Annotated in this window: 21 protein-coding genes; 13 read left to right on the top strand and 8 right to left on the bottom strand. The window is 57.1% G+C overall.

What is annotated here, in order from left to right:
* Window positions 1-6 precede the first annotated feature (6 nt).
* Window positions 7-717, bottom strand: a complete 711-nt coding sequence (locus ACR0BU_RS20180; RefSeq protein ID WP_480736635.1) for a GntR family transcriptional regulator — start codon at window positions 715-717, stop codon at window positions 7-9.
* Between the two features lie 105 nt (window positions 718-822).
* Between ACR0BU_RS20180 and ACR0BU_RS20175 the strand changes: the two genes are divergently transcribed.
* Genes ACR0BU_RS20175 through ACR0BU_RS20155 form a run of 5 tightly spaced genes read left to right on the top strand, consistent with a single transcriptional unit; the run spans window position 823 to window position 5,647 of the window.
* Entirely contained in the window at window positions 823-1,425 is a 603-nt protein-coding gene (locus tag ACR0BU_RS20175; protein ID WP_299084442.1) for an amino acid synthesis family protein, read from the top strand.
* Complete coding sequence (locus tag ACR0BU_RS20170) at window positions 1,397-2,215, top strand: alpha/beta fold hydrolase (protein WP_480736637.1); 819 nt, start codon at window positions 1,397-1,399, stop codon at window positions 2,213-2,215. The genes ACR0BU_RS20175 and ACR0BU_RS20170 overlap by 29 nt, the downstream gene beginning before the upstream one ends.
* A complete protein-coding gene (locus tag ACR0BU_RS20165; protein ID WP_480736638.1) occupies window positions 2,212-3,132 on the top strand; it encodes a flavin reductase in 921 nt (306 codons plus the stop codon). The genes ACR0BU_RS20170 and ACR0BU_RS20165 overlap by 4 nt, the downstream gene beginning before the upstream one ends.
* A 1-nt stretch (window position 3,133) precedes the next feature.
* On the top strand, window positions 3,134-4,171 hold the full coding sequence (locus ACR0BU_RS20160; protein ID WP_480736639.1) for an LLM class flavin-dependent oxidoreductase: 1,038 nt from the start codon (window positions 3,134-3,136) through the stop codon (window positions 4,169-4,171).
* A 9-nt stretch (window positions 4,172-4,180) separates the two neighbouring features.
* Window positions 4,181-5,647 carry an aldehyde dehydrogenase gene (locus ACR0BU_RS20155; RefSeq protein WP_480736640.1) on the top strand — a complete coding sequence of 489 codons (1,467 nt, stop codon included), beginning with the start codon at window positions 4,181-4,183 and terminating at the stop codon, window positions 5,645-5,647.
* A gap of 19 nt (window positions 5,648-5,666) precedes the next feature.
* On the opposite strand, the gene argE is transcribed toward ACR0BU_RS20155, so the two are convergent.
* Window positions 5,667-6,824: an acetylornithine deacetylase gene (gene argE / locus ACR0BU_RS20150; RefSeq protein ID WP_480736641.1), complete on the bottom strand. Its 1,158-nt coding sequence runs from the start codon at window positions 6,822-6,824 to the stop codon at window positions 5,667-5,669.
* Window positions 6,825-6,990: 166 nt separating this feature from the next.
* On the opposite strand from argE, the gene ACR0BU_RS20145 reads away from it, so the two are divergent.
* The 8 genes from ACR0BU_RS20145 to ACR0BU_RS20110 all read left to right on the top strand — a co-directional run bounded on the left by ACR0BU_RS20145 (window position 6,991) and on the right by ACR0BU_RS20110 (window position 16,261).
* Complete coding sequence (locus tag ACR0BU_RS20145) at window positions 6,991-8,034, top strand: pyridoxal-phosphate dependent enzyme (RefSeq protein ID WP_480736642.1); 1,044 nt, start codon at window positions 6,991-6,993, stop codon at window positions 8,032-8,034.
* Complete coding sequence (locus ACR0BU_RS20140; protein WP_480736643.1) at window positions 8,031-9,176, top strand: M24 family metallopeptidase; 1,146 nt, start codon at window positions 8,031-8,033, stop codon at window positions 9,174-9,176. The genes ACR0BU_RS20145 and ACR0BU_RS20140 overlap by 4 nt, the downstream gene beginning before the upstream one ends.
* Window positions 9,173-9,883: a maleate cis-trans isomerase family protein gene (locus tag ACR0BU_RS20135; RefSeq protein ID WP_480736644.1), complete on the top strand. Its 711-nt coding sequence runs from the start codon at window positions 9,173-9,175 to the stop codon at window positions 9,881-9,883. Before ACR0BU_RS20140 ends, ACR0BU_RS20135 begins: the two co-directional genes overlap by 4 nt.
* A 135-nt stretch (window positions 9,884-10,018) precedes the next feature.
* Window positions 10,019-11,119: an ABC transporter ATP-binding protein gene (locus tag ACR0BU_RS20130; protein ID WP_298937615.1), complete on the top strand. Its 1,101-nt coding sequence runs from the start codon at window positions 10,019-10,021 to the stop codon at window positions 11,117-11,119.
* Between the two features lie 102 nt (window positions 11,120-11,221).
* Complete coding sequence (locus ACR0BU_RS20125) at window positions 11,222-12,313, top strand: extracellular solute-binding protein (protein WP_298937616.1); 1,092 nt, start codon at window positions 11,222-11,224, stop codon at window positions 12,311-12,313.
* 73 nt (window positions 12,314-12,386) lie between these two features.
* Window positions 12,387-13,661 carry an ABC transporter permease gene (locus ACR0BU_RS20120; protein WP_480736645.1) on the top strand — a complete coding sequence of 425 codons (1,275 nt, stop codon included), beginning with the start codon at window positions 12,387-12,389 and terminating at the stop codon, window positions 13,659-13,661.
* A 5-nt stretch (window positions 13,662-13,666) separates the two neighbouring features.
* A complete protein-coding gene (locus ACR0BU_RS20115) occupies window positions 13,667-14,878 on the top strand; it encodes an ABC transporter permease (protein WP_480736646.1) in 1,212 nt (403 codons plus the stop codon).
* A gap of 162 nt (window positions 14,879-15,040) precedes the next feature.
* Window positions 15,041-16,261, top strand: a complete 1,221-nt coding sequence (locus ACR0BU_RS20110) for an aminopeptidase P family protein (RefSeq protein ID WP_480736648.1) — start codon at window positions 15,041-15,043, stop codon at window positions 16,259-16,261.
* Between the two features lie 30 nt (window positions 16,262-16,291).
* On the opposite strand, the gene speB is transcribed toward ACR0BU_RS20110, so the two are convergent.
* The 6 genes from speB to ACR0BU_RS20080 form a co-directional block, all read right to left on the bottom strand.
* Complete coding sequence (gene speB, locus ACR0BU_RS20105; protein WP_480736649.1) at window positions 16,292-17,263, bottom strand: agmatinase; 972 nt, start codon at window positions 17,261-17,263, stop codon at window positions 16,292-16,294.
* Between the two features lie 104 nt (window positions 17,264-17,367).
* Window positions 17,368-18,048: a GntR family transcriptional regulator gene (locus ACR0BU_RS20100; protein ID WP_480736650.1), complete on the bottom strand. Its 681-nt coding sequence runs from the start codon at window positions 18,046-18,048 to the stop codon at window positions 17,368-17,370.
* A 96-nt stretch (window positions 18,049-18,144) separates the two neighbouring features.
* Window positions 18,145-19,170, bottom strand: coding sequence for a trans-3-hydroxy-L-proline dehydratase (locus ACR0BU_RS20095; protein WP_480736651.1), 1,026 nt, complete (start codon window positions 19,168-19,170; stop codon window positions 18,145-18,147).
* A 14-nt stretch (window positions 19,171-19,184) separates the two neighbouring features.
* Window positions 19,185-20,435, bottom strand: a complete 1,251-nt coding sequence (locus tag ACR0BU_RS20090; protein ID WP_480736652.1) for an NAD(P)/FAD-dependent oxidoreductase — start codon at window positions 20,433-20,435, stop codon at window positions 19,185-19,187.
* A gap of 63 nt (window positions 20,436-20,498) precedes the next feature.
* On the bottom strand, window positions 20,499-21,431 hold the full coding sequence (locus ACR0BU_RS20085) for a 4-hydroxyproline epimerase (protein ID WP_480736654.1): 933 nt from the start codon (window positions 21,429-21,431) through the stop codon (window positions 20,499-20,501).
* A complete protein-coding gene (locus ACR0BU_RS20080; protein ID WP_480736656.1) occupies window positions 21,422-22,381 on the bottom strand; it encodes a dihydrodipicolinate synthase family protein in 960 nt (319 codons plus the stop codon). The genes ACR0BU_RS20085 and ACR0BU_RS20080 overlap by 10 nt, the downstream gene beginning before the upstream one ends.
* Window positions 22,382-22,424 lie beyond the last annotated feature (43 nt).

Here is a 22,424-nt window from a genome sequence, read left to right as displayed (position 1 = left end):
AATGTCTCAAAGCTGTAGGTCTTTACCCGAACCGGCCTTCGCGCCTTTCAGGAAACCTTGCGCGGCAGTTGCTGCGGCGGTGATGTGCGCCTCAACAGCCTGACGGGCGGCATTCGGGTCACGGCTGAGGATCGCATCGTGGATTGCCGTCAACTGTTTCAGCCCCTTACCGTCGCGACTGCGGGTCGAAAGCGTCAAGGCGCGTAGGCGACTGATCCTACCGTTAAGGCGCTGAACAATCTCCCAAGCTACGATATGTCCCGCCTCCTTGAAGATAAGCTCGTAAAAGCGCGTCGTGGCCTGCAAGAGATTGGCCCATTCAGTGTCACCCATTGCCGTCTTTACAGCGTTCAGGGCGCGGTCAAGTTCGGGGGCAAAATTCTGCCCATAACGTTGGGCACAGGCCGCAGCTGCTGCGCCTTCAAGTAACAGGCGTACATCATAAATCTGCTTGGCTTGAGCCCAGTCCAGGGTCGAGACAACGGGGCCACGGTTGGGAAGGACTTCCACCAGACCCTCCGCTTCCAGAAAACGAATTGTCTCGCGGATCACCGTCCGACTGACGCCAAGCTGATCACAGAGCGGTCGCTCGACAAGTCGCTGACCAGGGGCAAAACGTCCATCAATGATCGCTTCGCGCAACCTGTCTTGCACAATATCGCGCAGGGTCTGTGGCGCTTTGTCGATTTTTTGCAAAGGGGGTTCTGAGGATTTCATCAGGGATTTCGTATCCGCGTTGGGTTCTGAGGACAAGTAAGATTGACCTATCATAGTATGGTATACCATATTACCAATCGAATCACATCATCAAAGGAACACCCAATGCCCGCTGAGGTTCGCAAAACGCTTCTGTATGAAGAAAATACGCTGATCGAAGGCGGCAAGGTGGCTGAAAACCCGCTAAAGCTGATTGCTGCGATGGCTGTAATCCGCAACCCATGGGCCGGTGCGGGCTTTGTCGACGACCTGTCCCCCGAGATCCGCGATTGCGCCCCGGGACTGGGGCAGATGCTGACTGAAATGATTTTGAACGCCGCCGGGAGCGGCGACCATGTCGAAGCCTATGGAAAATCTGCAATCGTCGGATTGAACGGTGAAGTCGAACATGCCTCGGCCCTGATTCACACCTTGCACTTTGGCAACCACTATCGGAACGCGGTCGGGGCAAAATCTTATTTGTCGTTCTGCAACACGCGGGGTCCGGCCAATGCGCCGTTGATGATCCCATTGATGGACAAGAACGACGGGGGCAGGCGGTCGCACTATCTGACGATCCAGACGTCGGTCGCGGATGCGCCAGCTGCGGATGAGATTCTGATCGCGCTTGGGGCCTCGATCGGTGGTCGCCCGCATCACAGGATCGGCGATCGATATCAGGACCTCAAGGAATTGGGCCATGACGTTGACAACCCGGCAGCTGTCTGAGTCTGCAAGCCACGTGACGTTCAGAGATCACGGCGCGGGTACGCCTGTGGTTTTGCTGCATGGCGTTGGAATGCAATCAGCCGCCTGGGAACCGCAGATCGCCTCGCTGTGCCAAACCGGTCGGGTGATCGCAGTTGATATGCCGGGACATGGGGGCAGCGCGCCCTTGCCAATGGACAGCCAATTGCCCGATTTCGTGGCGTGGTTGCATGATGTCGTACAAACCTTGGACCTTGGCCCAGTGGCCGTTGCAGGGCATTCCATGGGCGCGTTAGTCGCTTTGGGATTTGCTATTGAATACCCGGATTTGACGTCCCGTGTCGCCTTGCTGAATGGCGTCTACCGCAGGGATGCCGCCGCCACCGAGGCGGTGATCGCGCGCGCAGCAGAAATCACTGCAGGCCGCTTTGATCTTGAAACCCCACTTACGCGATGGTTCGGCAACAACCCCATCGAAAAAACTGCACGAGCCAAGGTCGCGGAATGGCTCAGCTCGGTCGATCAAGATGGATACGCCACAGCCTATGCCGCCTTTGCACGTGGTGACGCAACATATGCCGACAGAATGGCATCGCTAGAATGCCCATTGCTGGCAATCACAGGTGACGGTGACCCAAACTCGACCCCTGAAATGGCAAGCGCCATGGCGGCAGCCGTGGAAAATGGTCGCGCTGTGATCATCAAAGGGCATCGCCATATGGTAAACCTAACCGCACCTGACACTGTGACGGCGCATCTTTTGGACTGGCTCGACCAGGGCCAGCCCATCCTGCAAAGGAAGCTGCAATGACCCCGAATGATACGCGCGCTTTGCGCAATGCTTTTGGAACTTTCATGACCGGCGTCACAGTTGTGACCTCGCAGGATAAATCCGGTCACCCGCTTGGATTTACCGCCAACTCGTTCACTTCGGTGTCGCTGGATCCGCCCTTGGTACTGGTCTGCCTCGCCAATAGCTCGCGCAACTATGACGCCTTGGTGCAGGCCGAGGGGTTTGCCGTAAATGTCCTGTCCGAAACCCAGATCGACATTTCGAATACTTTTGCGCAACCCGTCGAAGATCGGTTTGCAGACATTGACTGGCGCCACGGGCCGCAAGGTTCACCGATCCTGGACGGCGTGTCGGCTTGGTTTGATTGCACCTTACATCAGACCGTGGACGCGGGTGATCACGTGATCCTGATCGGTGCTGTCAAAGCCTTTGACAGCGCATCGGCACCGGGGCTTGGATATGCGCAAGGAGCGTATGTGACGCCTTCAACCGCGGCAGAGGCGCTTTCGCAAAACACCAATCTGGTCGTGTCCGCCCTGATCGAGCGGAACGGAGAGATATTGCTGGTCGATGATGGAGCCGGAGGGCTTGGGTTGCCCGAAATGGTCGCAACCAAGCTGGGGGCGACGACGGCACTGAAACAGCTGATCGAAAACACCGGCCTGACGGCGCAGCCAGGATTTGTCTATTCCGTGTTTGAAGATATCGGTCGCAAAATTCAGCACATCTCGTTCCTGTGTCAGGCTGAACAGGGTATCCCGAAGACCGGCGCTTTTGTGCCACTGGAGGCGTCGTCTTTTCACGATGTCACGGATCGCGCCATCCTGACCATGCTGGAACGTCTGGCCGAAGAAGCCGAGCTTGGTAACTTCGGCATCTACTATGGCAATCAGAATTCAGGCGAAGTTCGCCCGGTCGCGACAAAGGGTCTTTGAAATGCACTTTTCCTTGTTTGTTCATATGGAGCGCACCTCGCCAGATCAGGATCAACGCCAGCTGTATGATGACTTTCTAGCACTTGCCAAAATGGCCGATGAAGGCGGCATGCATGCTGTCTGGACCGGTGAGCATCACGGGATGGATTTCACCATTTCGCCGAACCCGTTCCTCAATCTGGTCGATCTGGCGCGGCAAACCAAAAACGTGCGGCTGGGCACAGGTACCATCGTGGCACCGTTCTGGCACCCGATACGGTTGGCAGGTGAGGCCGCAATGGCGGATATGATCGTCGAAGGTCGTCTGGATCTGGGCATTGCGCGCGGCGCCTATAACTATGAATACCAGCGCATGATGCCCGGCATGGACGCATGGGAGGCTGGCCAGCGCATGCGCGAAATTATTCCCGCGCTACAGGGATTATGGCAAGGCGACTATGCGCAGGATGGCGAATTTCACGCGTTTCCGACCGCGACGTCTTCGCCCAAACCTGTACAGGATGGCGGGCCGCCAATATGGGTTGCCGCGCGCGATCCCAACACACATGAGTTTGCGGTCGAAAACGGGTGCCATGTACAGGTCACGCCCCTTTGGCAGGGCGATGAAGAGATCATCCGACTTATGGAGACGTTCAATGCGGCCTGTGCGAAATTCCCAGATGTTCCGCGCCCCAGGATCATGTTGCTGAACCACACCTATATCGCCTCGGACGCGGAAGATGTCAGGTTGGCGGCTGAAGAGATCAATCGCTTTTATTGTTATTTCGGCGCGTGGTTCAAAAACGAACGGCCCGTGTCTCAGGGGTTGATCAAGACCCTGACGGACGAAGAAATCTCGGCGCATCCGTTCTATTCACCCGAGGCAATGATACGCGACAGTATTATTGCAACGCCCGAGGACGCGATCAAGCGCATCAAGGCCTACGAGGATCTGGGATATGACGAGTATTCGTTCTGGATCGACAGCGGGATGAGTTTCGAGCGCAAAAAGGCATCGCTGGAACGGTTCATCAAAGACGTCATGCCAGCCTTCGCCTGAGGAGAAGAAATGCAGCAGTTTCAACAATATATCGGCGGCAGGTTCTCGGACGGGTCCGCGCGATTTGAAAGCCGCGATCCCGCAACCGGGTCGGTTTGGGCGATGATGCCCGAAGCGAAAACCGCAGATGTGAACGCAGCGGTGGACGCGGCCGAAACGGCGTTCTTCGCATCGGAATGGGCGGGGATGACGGCCACTGCCCGTGGTAAGCTTTTGTACCGTCTTGCCGATCTGGTCGCTGAAAACGCGCAAGTGTTGGCTCAACTGGAAACCCGAGACACGGGTAAGATCATCCGCGAGACATCGGCTCAGATTGCCTATGTCGCCGAGTATTACCGGTACTATGCCGGGCTTGCCGACAAAATCGAAGGGGCGCATCTGCCCATCGACAAACCGGATATGGAGGTCTGGCTGCGGCGCGAGCCTGTGGGCGTCGTGGCCGCAGTGGTGCCTTGGAATTCGCAATTGTTCCTGTCGGCTGTGAAAATCGGGCCTGCTCTGGCTGCGGGGTGCACGGTGGTTTTGAAAGCGTCCGAGGACGGCCCTGCCCCGATGCTTGAATTTGCTCGCATCTTTGATCAGGCCGGGTTTCCTGCCGGTGTTTTGAATGTGATCACCGGTTTTGGACCCGAATGCGGCGCGGTGCTGACCAGCCACCCCAAGGTCGATCATGTTGCCTTCACCGGTGGGCCGGAAACTGCGCGCCAAGTGGTGCGAAATTCTGCTGAAAACCTTGCATCGACGTCATTGGAACTGGGCGGGAAATCACCGTTCATCGTGTTCGAAGACGCCGATATCGAAAGTGCGGTCAACGCGCAGATCTCGGGTATTTTTGCAGCCAGCGGCCAAAGCTGCGTCGCAGGATCGCGATTGATCATATCCGGCAAAATCAAAGACGCGTTCCTGACCCGTCTGACGGAAAAAGCGGCAAGCGTCGTGATTGGCAGTCCCGATGACATGGCAACCGAGGTCGGCCCGCTTTGTACTGAAGGTCAGATTCGAACAGCCGTTGACTTGATTGCAGCGTCTCAGGCTGCAGGGGCCAAAGTGATCACTGGTGGATCACCTCTGGATTGCGACGGTAACTACTTCCCCCCCACAGTCATTGATTGCTCGGACGCGCCAAACGCGCCGTGTCTGACGAATGAGTTCTTCGGGCCAGTGTTGTCTGTTCTGAGTTTTGACACCGAGGATGAAGCACTGCAATTGGCAAATGACTCCAAATTTGGGCTGGCGTCCGGTGTGTTCACCAAGGACCTGACCCGCGCACACCGCATGACGCGCAGCCTTCGTGCCGGGGTCGTGTGGGTCAACACCTACCGGGCGGTCAGCCCGATTGCGCCGTTTGGTGGGCACGGTTTGTCCGGGTTTGGGCGCGAAGGCGGCCTACAATCCGCGTTGGATTATACCAAGGTCAAAGCGATCTGGTTGCGCACCAGCGATGATCCGATCCCAGATCCGTTTGTTATGCGCTAGCCCGATGGGCTGAAGCGCCTCAGATATTCGTCAGATGGGCACCCAGCCTCTTCAACATGCGGCAACACAACTCTAGCTGTTCCAGTTCAAGATACTCATCTGGTTTATGGGCCTGATTTATGGAACCGGGACCACACACAACCGCATGTGTGCCTAGTTGTTGGAACAAACCGGCCTCGGTTCCAAATGCAACAAGGTCGGTTCCGTTCGCACCCGTCAGTTTGGTCACCAAATCCCGCGCAGCGTTCTGCGCCATAGGCTCAAGCCCGGTAACCTCGGCTATGGTTTCAAGCTCAATATCGGCCAGCGGGTGAACGGCTTTCATCCCGGGTTTCAGCGTTCCATCGACGTAGTCGGCCACCTTGCTGTTGACAAAATCCGCGTCGGTCAATTGAACCGGGCGCATTTCCCAATCGACCTCGGCCTTTCCAACAATCACGTTATGAGCCACGCCGCCCGAGATGCGCCCGATGTTGATGGTACTCCACGGCGGGTCGAACTTGCTGCTTTCGGGTGCCCTTGCTTTCAACGCTTCGCGCAGTTCCAGCAATTTTGCCACATAGCGCGCGGCGTATTCAGCCGCATTCACCCCGACATCCGGCGCCGATCCGTGCCCTTCAAGACCAGTGAACCGCGTGGTGTATTCGTAACACCCTTTGTGGCCTTCAATAACCCGCATCTCGGTGGGTTCACCGACGATTGCAATATCAGGGACAATTCCTTTTTCTAGCAGATCCGCGACCAGGTTTTGTGCGCCCAGACACCCTGTCTCTTCATCATAGGTGAACGCAAAATGCAGTGGCTGGCTTAGGCACGCGGCATCAATCTGTTCAGCCAGCGCTATGGACGCCGCGATGAAACCCTTCATGTCGCACGTTCCGCGGCCGTAGAGCTTGCCGTCCCGTTCCGTCATGTCAAAGGGGTTGCTGGTCCAATCCTGATCGGTGACAGGCACGACATCGGTATGGCCCGACAGCATGATACCGCCGGGCAGATCTGGCCCCAGCGAGGCAAACAGATTGGCCTTGGCGCCGCTGTCATCATGGGTCACGATACACCGCGCGCCCAGCGCATTCAGCTGTTCCGAAAGATAGTCAATGAGCTGCAGGTTCGAATCCGACGAAACCGTTGGGAAAGCGATCAAATCCCGTAAAATCTCGACAGAACGGTTCAGCATTCCAAGATCACAAGCAAGCTGTGCGAAAACGAGGGAAAGCGGGCGTTTTCCGATTGCATAGATGCGGGGTCAGTGTGCGACATCGACAATTCCGTTGCGGGACAAATCCAGTTGACACAACTGCACCAATCGGCTCACGTCAATAGGTCGAGTATTTGGAGGGGAAATGCGGCTTATCAACAACCCACATCGGGGGGGACAGAAACTGATCCCATCCGCGCCTTACCCTTCAACAAATGCGGCGCGTGTCGCAGATTTGCTTTCACGATGCCCAGCGGCAAAAGAGACACCGCTTGTCGAGGCTGAAGGCCTGGCGCCTGTCGCGCGCCTGTGGGTCAAGGACGAACGACACCGCATGAATCTGGGTTCTTTCAAGGCCCTCGGGGCGGCTTACGTGATCGCACGGCACGCAGCAGACAAAACGGACGCGCCTGGCGCGACGACTTTGAACGGCACTACTTACGTGACGGCCAGCGCTGGCAATCACGGGATGAGCGTTGCAGCCGGCGCAAAGATTTTTGGCGCCAATGCCGTCGTATATATTGCCGAAACGGTTCCTGAAAGCTTTGCCGAACGCCTGCGCGCGCAAGATGCGCAAGTGGTTCGCAGTGGCCACGACTATGCCGCCAGCATGGATGCGGCCAGCGCCGCCGCCCGCGACAATGGGTGGATTTTGCTGTCTGATAGTTCCTGGGAGGGATACTTTGAACTGCCTCACACCCTGATGGAAGGCTATCTTCAGATGGCGTCCGAGGCGGTTGATCAATGTTCCGAAACCCCGAAGCATATTCTGTTGCAAGCAGGCGTTGGTGGCCTTGCAGGCGCCGTCGCGGCCTACGCCCGAACAGCCTGGGGCGACGCGCCGGACATCATCGTTGTCGAGCCCGAAGTCGCACCCGCCCTGCAAGCCAGCATTGAGGCCGGGAAGTGCGTTTTCGCTGATGGGCCAGACAGCATCATGGGGCGTCTCGACTGCAAGGAACCGTCGTTGATCGCATTGAACGGCTTAGCGAGAGACGCGGATCGTTTCCTGACCTTGACCGATAGTGAAGTGACCGATCAGTTGTGTGCAATGGCCAAAGCCGGGCTTGAAACCACAGCTTCGGGCGGGGCCGGAATTGCCGCTGTGCTGAACCGCGACATCAGGGCCGCCTTGGGCATCGATGCAGGGTCACGCGTCTTGTGTTTTCTGTCCGAAATCGCCGAATGAGAGGTTTTGATCAGGTCGAATTTGAAGCGCGCACACAGCGCGCCCAGGATCTGATGAACGCATCGGGTCTTTCGGCCCTTTTGCTGACCACCGAAACGGACGTGCGATATTTTACGGGGTTTCTGACCCGCTTCTGGGAAAGCCCGACCCGCCCCTGGTTTCTGATCGTTCCGGCCAACGGTACGCCCGTAGCGGTAGTCCCGTCCATCGGAGCGGCGCTGATGGGTCAAACATGGATCAATGACATTCGAACCTGGATCGCACCTGACCTGCACGATGACGGTGTATCATTGCTGGCTGACGCGCTGAATGAACTCACCCCCGGCGACGGCACAATCGGGATGCCCGACGGACACGAGACGCATGCACGCATTCCGCTGGCCGATCTCAACCGTTTGTACGGCGAGATAGGTGGGCGCAATATAGCAGGGGACAACGGGATCCTGCGTCAGCTACGAATGGTCAAATCTGCCGCCGAGATTGCCAAGATCGAGACCGCATGTGACGTTGCAGGTCGCGCTTTTGCGCGCGTGCCCGACATTGCCCGGGCCGGGGTGGCACTGGACGAGGTGTTTCGCAGGTTTCAAATGCTGTGCCTTGAGGAAGGCGCTGATTGGGTGCCCTATCTGGCCGGTGGTGCGGAACCCGGCGGTTACACAGATGTAATCTCACCCGCGCGCGCTACGCCCTTGGTGGATGGCGATGTCTTGATGCTGGACACCGGTCTCGTCTGGGATGGATACTTCTGCGACTATGACCGCAACTGGTCCATCGGCTGTGCCCAACCAGAAGTGAAATCGGCTTATGCACGGCTTATCGAAGCCTCGGACGCCGCCTTTGACTTGGCAAGGCCCGGGACCACAGCGGCGGACCTGTTTCACGCCATGAACGCGGTGCTTACAGCAGATGCCGAAAGCACGGATGCCGGGCGTCTGGGGCACGGTTTGGGAATGTCTTTGACCGAGTGGCCCTCGCTTATTCCGACGGATCATACCGTATTGCAACCGGGCATGGTGTTGACACTTGAACCGGGCATTGCGGTCAACAACAAGATCCTGGTTCACGAAGAAAACATCGTTATCACGGAGGGTGATCCGCGCTTTATCAGCCCGCGTATCGGGCCGGAGATGATCGAACTATGACTCTGATTCCCTACACACTGGACGCGGATGATCCCAAAGCCACACCGATGGGGCTGATCGTTCTGCAGACCGACGAAACACTGGAACCGGAGTTCAGCGCCTATTTCTCGGACCGGGCGTACCCGATCCATGTCAGCCGTATTCCAAGCGGCATTGAAGTGACCACAGACAGTTTGGCTGAAATGGAAACCGCCCTGCCTGCAGTAGCCGGATTGTTGCCCAGTGCCCGGCCCTACCGCGTTGTCGGTTATGGGTGCACATCTGCCAGTTCCGTCATCGGATCTGATCGCGTGGCGCAGCTGGTCAAGCAAACCTGCGATACGGTCGAGGTCACAAACCCGCTGCGGGCCGCTGCAGCTTGCGCCGAAGACCTCGGCGTTTCAAAATTTGCCCTTTTGTCGCCCTATATTGAAGAGGTCAACGTCCCGCTGCGTCGTGCATTTGCCCAAAATGGCATAAGCACGGATGTCTTCGGCACGTTTGGCGAAGCAGAGGAAGCAAAGGTTGTTCGTATCTCGGGTCAGTCCGTTATCGACGCTGCGACGCAGTTGGGCTCGGACCCATCAGTGGATGCCGTTTTTCTGAGTTGCACCAATCTCAGGACCATGTCGGCCATCCCAGAGATTCGCGCCAGAATCGGAAAGCCGGTGCTTTCCAGCAATCAAAGCCTGGCATGGCATATGAAGACGCTAAATAACGCGAATTGAGTTATCAATTCGATATCTCAATTGGCAAAAACAGCATTCATTGTTGCATTACATGTTCGGCTTGGTCTTAACTGATTCCACTGATCAATGAAATCCGATGCCTTCGGATAATCATTTGACGAAACAGGGGGTCTTGTGACCGAAACATCAAACGACGCCGCGTTTGTCGAATTTCAACGCGTTCAAAAGTCTTATGATGGCGAAATTCTCGTCGTTAAGGACCTCAATCTGGCTTTGCCAAAAGGTGAGTTTCTGACAATGCTTGGGCCGTCAGGGTCGGGCAAGACAACTTGCCTGATGATGTTGGCCGGGTTCGAAACCGCCACCCATGGTGAAATCCTTCTTGATGGGCGCCCCATCAACAATATCCCGCCGCATAAGCGCGGAATAGGCATGGTTTTTCAGAACTACGCATTGTTCCCGCATATGACAGTGGCCGAAAACCTCTCATTCCCGTTGGAAGTCCGTAAAATGGGCAAGTCCGACCGTGAGGCAAAGGTCAAACGCGCGCTGGATATGGTACAGATGGGCGAGTTTGGCAGTCGTCGGCCCGCGCAATTGTCGGGGGGGCAGCAGCAAAGGATCGCTCTGTCACGCGCTCTGGTGTTCGAGCCCGAGCTTGTTCTGATGGACGAGCCTTTGGGCGCATTGGATAAGCAATTGCGCGAGCACATGCAGTTCGAAATTACCCGGCTGGCGCACGAGTTGGGGATCACCACCGTGTATGTCACCCATGACCAGACCGAGGCGTTGACAATGTCCGACCGCGTGGCCGTGTTTGACGATGGGCGCATTCAGCAACTGGCACCGCCCGATCAGCTGTATGAGGAACCAGAAAACAGCTTCGTGGCGCAGTTCATCGGTGAGAACAACACTTTGGAAGGTGTCGTGAAATCGATCGATGGCGACACCTGCGTGGTTCAGTTGGATGACGGGTCCGAAATTGATGCTGTTCCGATCAACGTCCACAAGGCGGGCGAGCGGACCAAAGTGTCGATCCGGCCGGAACGGGTCGAATTCAACAAAGACCGCCTGCACGCCGATGCGCATACGCTGAAAGCTACGGTCAAAGAGTTCATATATATGGGCGATGTTTTCCGGTTCCGCATGTCGGTGGCTGGCAATGACGAATTCATTGTCAAAACACGCAACGCGCCGGACGCCGTCCGGCTTGCCCCCGGTCAGGAGATCGAGATTGGCTGGCTGGCTCAAGATTGTCGTGCGTTGGACGCATAGACCAAGCTGCGCGAAACAAGCGGAGCTAAGCTGAGGGACCGGCTGGTGAAAACCCGTGCATTGGCCGAACAAATACAAGACGGGATAAACTGGGAGTAACACATGAAACCAACAAAAACCTTACTGACGGCTGCTGCTCTGGCGACGGCGGCGGGCAGCCTGTCTGCCGAAGAGATGACCATCGTGTCCTGGGGCGGCGCTTATTCCAATTCACAGCTGAAGGCCTATCACGAGCCCTATTCGGAAAAGACAGGTGTCACCATCCTGAATGACGACAGTTCGGCAGAAGCGGTGGCAAAGCTGCGCGCCATGAACGAAGCGGGCAACATCACGTGGGATGTGGTTGACGTCGTGGCTGCTGATGCGATTCGTCTGTGCGACGAAGGTCTGGCGATGGAGATCGACCCGGACACCATGCTGGCGCCAGCACCTGATGGCACATCCGCCGCAGATGATTTTGGTGACCTGCTCGTCAGCGACTGCTTTATTCCGCAGATCGTTTACTCGACCACTTTCGGGTATCGCACCGATATGGTGGGTGACACCCCGCCAACCGATATCTGCGCCGTTTTCGATCTGGAAACCTATCCGGGCAAGCGTTCGCTGGAAAAGCGCCCGATCAACAACATGGAATGGGCGCTACTGTGTGACGGCGTAGCCAAGGACGACGTTTATAGCGTTCTGGAAACCCCTGAAGGTCAGGATCAGGCGTTGGCCAAGCTTGGCACTATCAAGGACAGTGTCGTTTGGTGGTCTGCCGGTGCGGACACACCGCAACTTCTGGCGGATGGCGAGGTTGTCATGGGCTCGACCTACAACGGTCGTCTATTCAGCGTGATCGAAGAGCAGAAGCAACCTGTAGCCATGCTGTGGGACGCACAGGTGTTCGATCTGGATGGTTGGATCATCCCGGCAGGCCTGAGCGAAGAGCGTCAGAAACGCGCGCTGGACTACATCATGTTCGCAACCGACACCCAGCGTCTGGCAGATCAGGCCAAGTACATCTCGTACGGTCCGGCCCGCGCATCTTCGGCTCCGCTGGTTGGTCAGCACGCCGACCTGGGCATCGAAATGTCGCCGCATATGCCGACCGATCCGGAAAACGCCAAGAACACGTTCCTGTATAACTACGAGTTCTGGGCAGATTACCGTGACGACATCGACGCCAAATTCCAGGCGTGGCTGGCGCAGTAAGCTCCGCTTGCATTGATAAATCTGTCGAGGGCGGTGCGCCGCCCTCTGACCCAAGAAAAACCAAGGGGCAACGATGACTGACGCAAGCCAAAACGCGGGACCTATGCTGGCAGCGGACGGTACACCGCTAAAGCAGTCGCTGGCGCGTTCTCTACGACGGCAAAAGCTGCGTGCATTGCTACTTGTGGCCCCTCTGCTTCTGTTCGTGATGTTTTCCTTTATCGTCCCGATCGCCTCGATGCTATTCCGCTCGGTTGAAAACGGCATTGTAGAAAACACGCTTCCGTTGACGGTCCAGGCGCTGAGCACATGGGACGAACAAAGCGGCGAATTGCCGGAAGAAGACGTTTACGATGCGTTTGTCCGCGATATGGTCGTTGCCATCGACAACAAACAGCACACCCGATTGGGATCGCGTCTGAACTACGAAGAAACCGGTATGTCTTCGATGTTCCGCAGGTCCGGTCGTCAGCTGAATAAGCTGGACCCCGAAACCGACGGCCCGTTCAAGGACCAACTGATCGAGATTCACGACGGCTGGGGCGATCTGAAGACCTGGGCCGTGATCAAAACCCACTCACCCGCGGTCACCAACGGCTATTTCCTGAACGCTGTGGACATGCGCCGCACACCCGAAGGCGCGCAATCACAGCCCGAAGACAAGCAGATCCTGATTAAGTTGTTTGGCCGAACGCTGTTCATGTCACTGGTGATTACCGCGTCCTGTATCCTGTTGGCCTACCCGGTGAGCTACCTTTTGGCGACCTTGCCGATGCGTGTGTCGAACCTGCTGATGATCCTGGTGCTATTACCGTTCTGGACATCCTTGCTGGTGCGAACGTCAGCTTGGAAGGTTATGCTGCAACAACAAGGTGTGATCAACGATACGCTGGTCTGGCTTGGGCTTGTCGCCGATGATGCCAGGCTGATCATCATCAACAACCAGATCGGCACGATCATCGCCATGACGCACATCCTGCTGCCGTTCATGATCCTGCCGATGTATTCCGTGATGCAGACGATACCGCCATCTTACACGCGCGCGGCAAAATCCATGGGCGCAACCAACTGGACAACGTTCTGGCGCATCTACTTCCCGCAATCCATTCCTGGGATTGGTGCGGGCTCGATCCTCGTCTTTATTCTGGCGATCGGCTATTACATCACGCCCGAGATCGTTGGCGGCACCAAGGGTGTCTTCATTTCGAACCGGATCGCCTATCACATCTCGTCCTCGCTGAACTGGGGGTTGGCAGCCGCCTTGGGCACGATCCTGTTGGCGGTGGTACTGCTGCTCTACTGGGTCTACGACAAGATCGTGGGCATCGATAACGTGAAGTTGGGATAATCAAGATGGCAGCACTTACACCAATATCCCGCAAACCCATGTCCGTCGTCCTGCCCATCGTGGCGCTGGCTGGTGCTTTCGCCGGCATGTTTGTCGGCGCTGGCAACGGATCGATCCCCTTGGGCATTCTGGGCGGCGCTGTTCTGATGACAGGCTTGGCTTGGGTCTTTATCAACGTTCTCAAGAATGAACAGATGGCGCGCTGGATCACTATTCTGGCCTTTGGGATCGCCGGTATTCTACTGTCAGGTCCGATGGGCGGCGTTTTGGGGCTGCTGGGCGGCTGGTTCTTTGCTTGGTTTATCTATTGGTTGTACGAAGGGCGGTACCGCCAAAAGCTGCTGCCCTACCTGACGGCGAAACAGGTTTTTTATCACTATCTGTTCCGGGTGATCTGCGGCGCGATCTTTGTCTTTCTGATCACGCCCATCCTTGTGGTCCTGCCCCTGTCGTTCAACGCGCAGGACTTCTTCACCTTCACGCCCGAGATGTTGCGGCTGGACCCCGAGGGGTACTCACTCAAGCATTACCGTGACTTCTTCACCAACAATGAATGGCAGCGCAGCTTCAAAAACTCGCTGATCATTGCGCCCATCGCCACCGTCATTTCGGTGTCGCTTGGCACATTGGCGGCGATCGGGCTCAGCCAATCCCATGTGCCCGGACGGCGCGCAATTATGGGCATTTTGATATCCCCTATGATCGTACCCCTGATCATCTCGGCCACGGGCATGTTCTTCTTCTACAGCGACATCGGGCGGTTCCTGGAGGGTACGCTGGGTATGAACAAGAACTTTGTGGGCTATCTGAAGGTCATCCTTGCTCATGCCGTTTTAGGCATTCCCTTTGTGATCATCACTGTGACTGCCACACTGGTCGGCTTTGACAGGTCCCTGACACGCGCTGCCGCCAATATGGGGGCTGGTCCGGTGCGCACGTTCTTTTCGATCCAGATGCCGCTGATCCTGCCGGGTGTGATCTCGGGCGGGTTGTTCGCCTTCATCACCTCGTTCGATGAGGTTGTCGTGGTGTTGTTTGTGGGATCGGCCAGCCAGAAAACGCTGCCATGGCAGATGTTCACTGGCCTTCGTGAACAGATCAGCCCGACCATTCTGGCCGTGGCAACGATCCTTGTGGTGCTGTCCATCGGGCTGCTGGCAACGGTCGAGTTGCTGCGGCGGCGGTCGGAACGCTTGCGGGGTCTCTCGCCTGCTTGACGGGGCGTCCTGTCTGATCTAACGATTCACCCGTTCACCCCAGTCGCGATGGCGTCGCGGCATCATCGGGGGTGATCGGCTCTCGGACCCCGAGACCGCCTGTCCTGAACGCCGGGACATGTGGCCGGGTATTGCCGCCCGGCATAGATGAGAGACCAAAAGATGAGTGATACATCAAACCGCCCCGAATTCTTCACCTGTCACAACGGCGAAAAAGCCGCCCTGCCGTTCAGCAAAGACGAATACGCACGCCGATTGACTGCGCTGCGATCGATCATGGCCGCACGTGATATTTCCGCGGTACTGCTGACTTCGATGCAGAACATCGCCTATTACTCGGGCTTTCTGTACTGCTCGTTCGGGCGTCCCTATGGCTGCGTGGTCACGCAAGATGCCTGCACGACCGTCTCGGCCAATATCGATGCTGGTCAACCGTGGCGACGTTCGGTCGATGACAACGTCATCTACACCGACTGGAAACGCGACAATTACTGGCGCGCGGTCGCCGACCTGATCGAAGGTGCCAAGCGCATTGGGATTGAAGGCGACCACATGACGCTTGCCGCCCGCGACACCGCGTTGGCAATGCTGGGAGCGCCGGAGCTGGTCGATATCGCGCCGGACACGATGGCGGCGCGCATGATCAAGTCAGCCGACGAGATCGCGTTGATCAAAGGCGGTGCTCATACCGCTGACGTCGGCGGTGCCGCCATCCATGCGGCAATCCGCGAAGGCGCAACCGAGATCGAGATTGCGATGGCAGGCCGCGATGCGATGGAGGCGGAAATCGCCCGTGCCTACCCCGATGCCGAATATCGCGACACCTGGGTGTGGTTCCAATCCGGTCTGAACACCGACGGCGCCCATAACCCGGTGACAAAACGCGCACTGCAAAAGGGCGATATTCTGTCGCTGAACACGTTCCCAATGATCTCGGGCTACTACACCGCGTTGGAACGCACGCTGTTTCTGGGTGAACCGGACGCCGACAGCCTGCGCCTGTGGAAAGCCAACGTGGCAGCGCATGAGCTGGGCCTGAGCCTGATCAAGCCCGGTGCCACCTGTTCCGGCATTACTGCTGAAATCAACCGCTTCTTCGCGGATGAAGGCCTACTGCAATACCGATCCTTCGGGTACGGTCATTCATTCGGTATCCTCAGCCACTATTACGGGCGCGAAGCCGGGCTGGAATTGCGCGAAGACATCGACACCGTGCTTGAGCCGGGCATGGTTGTCTCGATCGAGCCAATGTTGTGGATCCCCGAAGGCCAACCCGGCGCAGGCGGCTACCGCGAACACGATATTCTGGTTGTTGAGGAAGACGGGGCCGAAAACATCACCGGCTTCCCGTATGGACCGGGCCACAATATCATCGGAGCTTAAGCTTCGGGTGGGGCTGTCTGGCCCCACCAATTACCGCCGGGCGCGTTCGTGGAAGATGAAGCCCAGAAAGTTCAGCAACAGCTGCGCCGCCAGAATCTGCGTGCTTTCCATCGGATCATAGGCCGGAGCGACTTCGACCAGATCGATGCCAACGACATCCCCGCGTTTGGCAAGCCCCTGTAGAATTTCCAACACGTCATAATAGAGAAACCCACCATGGCTAGGCGTCCCAGTGCCCGCAGCGATAGACGGGCAAAACGCGTCGATATCTATCGTCACGTAGTACCGCGCACCTGCAGGAATGCGGTCCAGCACTGCCTCAGGCCCCAATTGCCGGACCTGACGGACGGAAAGGATATCCGATCCGCGTGCGCGGGCATCCTCGTAGCCTTCTTTTGCCGTTGAAGACACGTTGCGAATGCCCAACTGGGTCATCCCCGAAACATACTCCTTTTCGATGGCCCGCCGCATCGGATTTCCGTGCCCGTTGGTGACACCATGGCGTTCATCAACAAAATCAAGGTGCGCATCGATTTGCACTACGTGGATGGGACCATGTTTGGCGCAGTCATCCGCAAAGGCCGAAATGCAAGGAATGTTGACGGAATGGTCGCCACCGATAACCAGCGGCAACGCGCCGGCATTCAATATCTTACGGACGCCAAATTCGATGTTCTGGTGGCTCTCATCCGTTTTGGTGTGGATGATATCCGCATCCCCCAGATCGACCATCCGCACCGAGCCATCAAGGTAGGTCGCATCGTCTTCGTGATCATAAGCCCCAGCATGCCCAAAGCTGAACAGGGTCGAGGCGTCACGGACCGCTCGTGGGCCAAACCGCGCACCCGCGCGCCATTGCGTCCCGAAATCAAAAGGCGCGCCCAGAATGCACACATCGGCCTCAATCCTGTCCCAATCTTCCACGTAGGGAGATTTTCCAAATGTCGCGATCCCCGTGAACGGTAGGTTCAACCTGCCAGACGTATATCCATGATTTTGCACTCTCTGTCCCTTCGACGGTTTCCTCAGGCACTTTAGGAGAATTCCGAGGGCCGAGCGCTAAGATTTTGCAAGCGGCGCGCATTTTTAAACAGGCAGGTCGACACCTAGGTCCGATCGGGTGCCCGTCTTGACGCGATCATCTCCAGCAACTGATCTTTCGTGCGCTGGATGTGACGCACCAAAAGCTGGCAAGCCTCATCTGTCTGGCCTGATTTTGCCAGCTCCAAAAGCTCCTGATGCTCTCTCTTGGCCGGGGCCCGCTGCTTCATCACGCTCAGGTGCATTCGGACATAGCGGTCCGACTGCAGGCTGATGCGATCCAGCACTTCACAAGTCAGGTGCCGACCTGAGGCCGCGTATAGTGCAGAATGATACCGGTGGTTCAGGGCGCCCCATGTTCCAACATCGTTGCCATCATATGACGTCTCCATCTCGACCAGAACCCGTTCGCAATTCGCGATGTGTTGCGGTGTCATATTCGGAATCGATCGGCGAAACAGATCCTCTTCGATCAGGCATCTCAGATCAAAAATTTCGCCAATTTCTTCCAGAGAATGCTTGGTTACAGCTCCGCCCCGGTTGTTGGCCCATTGGACCAACCCTTCAGCGCTAAGACGCTTTAGCGCTTCCCGGATTGGCATGCGCGATACGTCATATTCCTCAGCCAGGGCTTCCTGACGGATGGTTTCCCCTTCAGCAATCTCGCCGCTCAGAATCCGTTCGCGCAGGTCGTTTGCAATAACGTCCGGAAGGCTTTGCTTGGCAATCACGCGTTTCCCGGACATCTCAGCCTCCTGTCGTGGTGTGGTTTTGCCGACCACAGCAATGCAAGTTGAGTACAGGGATCGCAGTCATTTCACTGAAATCAAATTTCACCACTGTTACACCCCCCAGGTATCCGACAACCGATAACCGCCGGGCCAGGGGTCTTCCGGATCAAGCATGTGTTGGTGAATTCCGGTGATCCAGCCACGGCCGCTGATCTCGGGAATAACTGCAGGTCGGTTGCGCACTTCCGACGTGTCTACGATTTGTCCCACAAATTGCGAGCCGATAATTGAAACGGCCTCAAAACTCTGCCCCCGTACAATCTCACCTTTGGCATGCATCAGCGCCAGCCTTGCGGATACGGCTGTCCCGGTGGGTGAGCGATCAACCTTCCCCGGCTGGATCGCGACAGCAGATTTACCGGTCAAACCGGTGTCTGATTGGGTCAGTGGCCCGCAGAAAGCACAGAACGAGATATGATCCCAATCGGGGTTTTCGGGATGCGTGAACCCAAGCTGTTCGTTGGCAGCATTGGTAATTGCCACACCCAACCGGGCGATGTCACGTGCTTCGTGCTCAACGATTTCAAAGCCAAGAGACTTGGCATCAACGACCACGAAACTGTCGCCGCCATAGGCTGTGTCGACAGTTATGGATCCCAGACCTGGAACATCCAAGGGCACCGAAATCTTGTCGACAAAGCTGGGTAGGTTTTGCACGAAGATGCGTTCGGCCTTGCCGTTTTTGCATTCCGCCCGAACGCGGACCAGACCACCCGGCGCTTCAAGCACCAGATGGGTTTCCGGTTCCCGCATCGGAATGATCCCACCGTCCAGCAACACAGTCGCAACACAAATCGAGTTCGACCCGGACATAGGTGGCGTGTCTTCGGGCTCCATAATGATCCACGCCGCATCCGCGTCGGGACGTTTGGGCGGAACCAGTAGGTTCACATGGCGGAACACACCACCGCGAGGTTCGTTCAGCACAAAGTTCCTGAGCGTCTCATCCTGCGCGATAAAGGTTCTTTGATCCCAAAGCGTATCCCCCGGCGGAGGAGTGACACCGCCGACAATGACGTCGCCAACTTCGCCCTCGGCATGCGCGGAAATGACATGGATGGTCTTACAACTGCGCATGCGAATCCTCCGTATCAGAAGCGGGACGCCGCAAAAGGCGACAGATCAATGGTCGGTGTGGCGTTCGTCACCAAATCTGCCACAAGCTCTGCGGTTCCTGCGGATTGAGTCAGCCCCAAATGGCCGTGTCCAAAGGCGTATAGTACTGCTGGAGTGTTTGCCGATCTGTCGATCACCGGAAGACTGTCCGGCAATGACGGGCGGAACCCCATCCAATGAGTGCCACCGCTAATGTCGAGATCAGGCAGAAACTGTCCCGCTTTTGCCAAAAGCGCGTCGGCGCGTTTGTAGTTCGGCGCCAGTTCAAGGCCGCCCAGCTCGACTGCGCCTCCGACCCGAACACCGTCATTGATCCGTGAAACGACAAACCCGTGCCCGCCAAAAGTCAGATGGGTGCGCAGGTCAAACGCCCCTTGTGGCAGGGTCGTATTGTAACCACGCTCGGTTTCCAGCGGGATGTGGTCGCCAAGATGCTTCGCCAACCTATTAGACCAAGCGCCAGCGGCAACGACGACCTGACTTGCCCGGACATCGCCACTTGGTGTATTTAGAACCACACCATCTTCCACCGGCGTCAACGCGGTGATCTGAGTGACATCAATCGGACCCCCACGGGTTTGGAATTGTAACGCGAGATGCTGGGTCCATTTCTGCGGATCAACAGTGTTCAACCAGGTAGGCGTAAAGCCTGCATGGGTGAAGCGGCGATTTAGCCCGGGCTGAATCTCGGCGATGGCGTCCGGGCTGTGCAGCAGGTCAAACGAGATGCCGCGTGTCTTGCGCAAGTCCCAATCCTTTTGACTGGCGCGGAACTCGGCTTCTCCTTCGAATAGCTGCAGCTGGCCGTCGCGCTGCATCAAGGCTTCGCCATTCACATCAGCGATTTGCCGATCAAGCGCTGCGCGAGAATGATCCATAAGGGCAGATTGCGCATTGATCGAAACCTCATAACGATCACGCCAGCTTGCGCGCCAGAACCTGAGCATCCAGGGGGTTATGTTCAAAGCATAGGCAGGTGGAACGGACAGGGGGCCCAGCGGATCCAGCAACCATTTCGGCGCCTTGCGCATGATACCGGGTTTGGCCAATGGTTCGATTTCAGCAAAGGCAAAGGCTCCGGCATTGCCACGCGACGCGCCAGCGGCAATTCCTTCGCGGTCCAGCACAAGTACATTGCGACCCCGTTTTTGTAGCTCGAGCGCTGTACTGATGCCGATGATACCGGCACCGATCACCACAATATCGTTCTCTGTTTCAAGCCGCATAGTGTTGTTCCGCCGAAGAGGTGGGATCGCAGGAGCCGCTGACAGATCAGTCCCCAGCTGGCGTCAGCTGTAGATACCTGCCCGAAACGGATCGTCGTCGTCAAAGATCAGTTTACCTTCGGCCATCACATAGGCCTGCCCGGTCAGCGAGGGGGTCACACCGCCGTTTCGCCCGGGCTGGTAAGACAGTCTATAAGGGCTGCCGATCACGCTTTCCTGCAGGATTTCTTCCCGCGGTGCCAAGCGGCCCGCGGCAGCGAGACACGCCAACCGCGCAGAGCTGCCTGTGCCGCAAGGCGATCGGTCGTACTGATCATCCGGACACAGCACGAAATTGCGACCGTGAACACCTGCATTCGGAGAGGTACCCTGAAAGATGACGTGATCGACGGGCTCGTGGTTCTCGCCACCAACCCCCTGCGCCACGCAAGCTTCGCGGATTTCGATTGCCATATCTGTCATGTGACGGATGTTACCCGGCACCACACGTATTGGGCTTGGCTCGACTATAAAGAACCAGTTGCCACCATAGGCGACATCGCCGGTTACCGCGCCGTAGTTTTTTGTTTCGACCGTGACAGCCGTCTGCACGAGGCGGCTTTCGACATTGGTGACTCGCACGGTATTCGGATCCAGCACGTCTATCGTTACCACGCCAGCCGGGGTTTCGATCTTATGAGACCCCGTCCCAATCCGACCAAGATGTGCAAGCGTCACGCCTAAACCAATAGTACCATGTCCACACATCCCCAGCACCGCGTCGGCGTCAAAGAAGATCACTCCGGTCTCGCAGCTGGGATCCACCGGGTCGACGAGCAGCGCTGCAACCATGCCGGGCTGCCCGCGTGGCTCCAGTAGAACGGATTTGTAGAATGCTTCATGCTCCGTAGCGAGTCTTTGGGCGCGGATTTCCTGCGGCCCGGACCCCAAATCCGGACCGCCCTCCAGAATTACCCGCGTGGGCATTCCACCTGTATGGCTGTCGATTACATGCATTCAGCGATAATCCCACCCTGACGGGACCAGTCGGCAAACCAGGCGCGGAACAAAGCATATTGCTTTTCGCAATAGTTACGCTGCGCATCGGTCAATTCATCGGTTTCGTTGAAGTGGAGGCGATATTCCTCCTCACCATTCAGCACCAACAAGTGTTTGTAGTAGAGAACTAGGTCTGTGCCCTCATCAAAACTAGCGAGAACGCCAAGGGCCTCCTCCAGTTCAAGCGCACGTTTCCGAGCTTCGGCATGGCCTGCGGCGGCTTTCTGAGAGAGCGCCGCCAGAAGCAGGGCTTCTTTCGGAAGGGCTGTTCCGATCCCGGTAATCGATCCGGTGGCCCCGCAATTCACAAACCCATGGTAGACCTCGGTATCTACACCCACCATCAGGGTGACTTCGTCATCTTTGGATGTGATATGCTCTGCCGCATAGCGCAGGTCGTCCTTGCCACCGAATTCCTTGAACCCAACAAGGTTTGGATGCGTGGACCGCAACGCGAAGAACAGGTCTGCCTTGGTGGCAAAACCATAGACCGGGCTGTTGTAAATGATCGCTGGCACATCAGGTGCCGCCGTCAGAATTGCTTTGAAATGATGTTCCTGCGCCGCCATGGATGACCCACGCGACAAAACCCGCGGGATCACCATCAAGCCGACGGCGCCCACCTTCTGGGCATGAGCCGCATGCGCCACCGCTGATTTCGAGTTGATCGCGCCGGTTCCAACTACAACCGGAAGACCCGCAGCCGCCAGACGTTCGACCCCCTCCATCCGTTCAGCGTCGGTCAAAAGGGGCCAGTCCCCCATCGAGCCACAATAGACCACTGCAGACATCCCGGCCTGGATCATCTCTTTGCCCTTTTTGACAAGGGCATCGTAATCCGGCGTCCGATCCGCTTTGCAGGGTGTCATCAAGGCCGGCATGGTGCCAGAGAAGATCGTCTTGGGCATTTCGCGTCTACTTTCCTGAACGTTTCAAAAGCTGCCAGAGCAA

The organism is Ruegeria sp. CK2 (genome assembly GCF_056536585.1).
Note: the sequence above shows the minus strand (reverse complement) of the source record. Positions and strands in the feature narration are given on the sequence as shown.

Bases quoted from the DNA above. Each gene is read 5' to 3' on its own strand.
- ACR0BU_RS20180 (WP_480736635.1), bottom strand. From the start codon at position 717: ATGAAATCCTCAGAACCCCCTTTGCAAAAAATCGACAAAGCGCCACAG.
- ACR0BU_RS20120 (WP_480736645.1), top strand. From the start codon at position 12,387: ATGACTGACGCAAGCCAAAACGCGGGACCTATGCTGGCAGCGGACGGT.
- ACR0BU_RS20085 (WP_480736654.1), bottom strand. From the start codon at position 21,431: ATGCATGTAATCGACAGCCATACAGGTGGAATGCCCACGCGGGTAATT.
- ACR0BU_RS20095 (WP_480736651.1), bottom strand. From the start codon at position 19,170: ATGCGCAGTTGTAAGACCATCCATGTCATTTCCGCGCATGCCGAGGGC.
- argE (WP_480736641.1), bottom strand. From the start codon at position 6,824: ATGCTGAACCGTTCTGTCGAGATTTTACGGGATTTGATCGCTTTCCCA.
- ACR0BU_RS20170 (WP_480736637.1), top strand. From the start codon at position 1,397: ATGACGTTGACAACCCGGCAGCTGTCTGAGTCTGCAAGCCACGTGACG.
- ACR0BU_RS20135 (WP_480736644.1), top strand. From the start codon at position 9,173: ATGACTCTGATTCCCTACACACTGGACGCGGATGATCCCAAAGCCACA.
- ACR0BU_RS20080 (WP_480736656.1), bottom strand. From the start codon at position 22,381: ATGCCCAAGACGATCTTCTCTGGCACCATGCCGGCCTTGATGACACCC.
- ACR0BU_RS20140 (WP_480736643.1), top strand. From the start codon at position 8,031: ATGAGAGGTTTTGATCAGGTCGAATTTGAAGCGCGCACACAGCGCGCC.
- ACR0BU_RS20125 (WP_298937616.1), top strand. From the start codon at position 11,222: ATGAAACCAACAAAAACCTTACTGACGGCTGCTGCTCTGGCGACGGCG.
- ACR0BU_RS20155 (WP_480736640.1), top strand. From the start codon at position 4,181: ATGCAGCAGTTTCAACAATATATCGGCGGCAGGTTCTCGGACGGGTCC.
- ACR0BU_RS20100 (WP_480736650.1), bottom strand. From the start codon at position 18,048: ATGTCCGGGAAACGCGTGATTGCCAAGCAAAGCCTTCCGGACGTTATT.
- ACR0BU_RS20145 (WP_480736642.1), top strand. From the start codon at position 6,991: ATGCGGCTTATCAACAACCCACATCGGGGGGGACAGAAACTGATCCCA.
- ACR0BU_RS20165 (WP_480736638.1), top strand. From the start codon at position 2,212: ATGACCCCGAATGATACGCGCGCTTTGCGCAATGCTTTTGGAACTTTC.
- ACR0BU_RS20090 (WP_480736652.1), bottom strand. From the start codon at position 20,435: ATGCGGCTTGAAACAGAGAACGATATTGTGGTGATCGGTGCCGGTATC.
- ACR0BU_RS20110 (WP_480736648.1), top strand. From the start codon at position 15,041: ATGAGTGATACATCAAACCGCCCCGAATTCTTCACCTGTCACAACGGC.
- ACR0BU_RS20160 (WP_480736639.1), top strand. From the start codon at position 3,134: ATGCACTTTTCCTTGTTTGTTCATATGGAGCGCACCTCGCCAGATCAG.
- ACR0BU_RS20175 (WP_299084442.1), top strand. From the start codon at position 823: ATGCCCGCTGAGGTTCGCAAAACGCTTCTGTATGAAGAAAATACGCTG.
- ACR0BU_RS20115 (WP_480736646.1), top strand. From the start codon at position 13,667: ATGGCAGCACTTACACCAATATCCCGCAAACCCATGTCCGTCGTCCTG.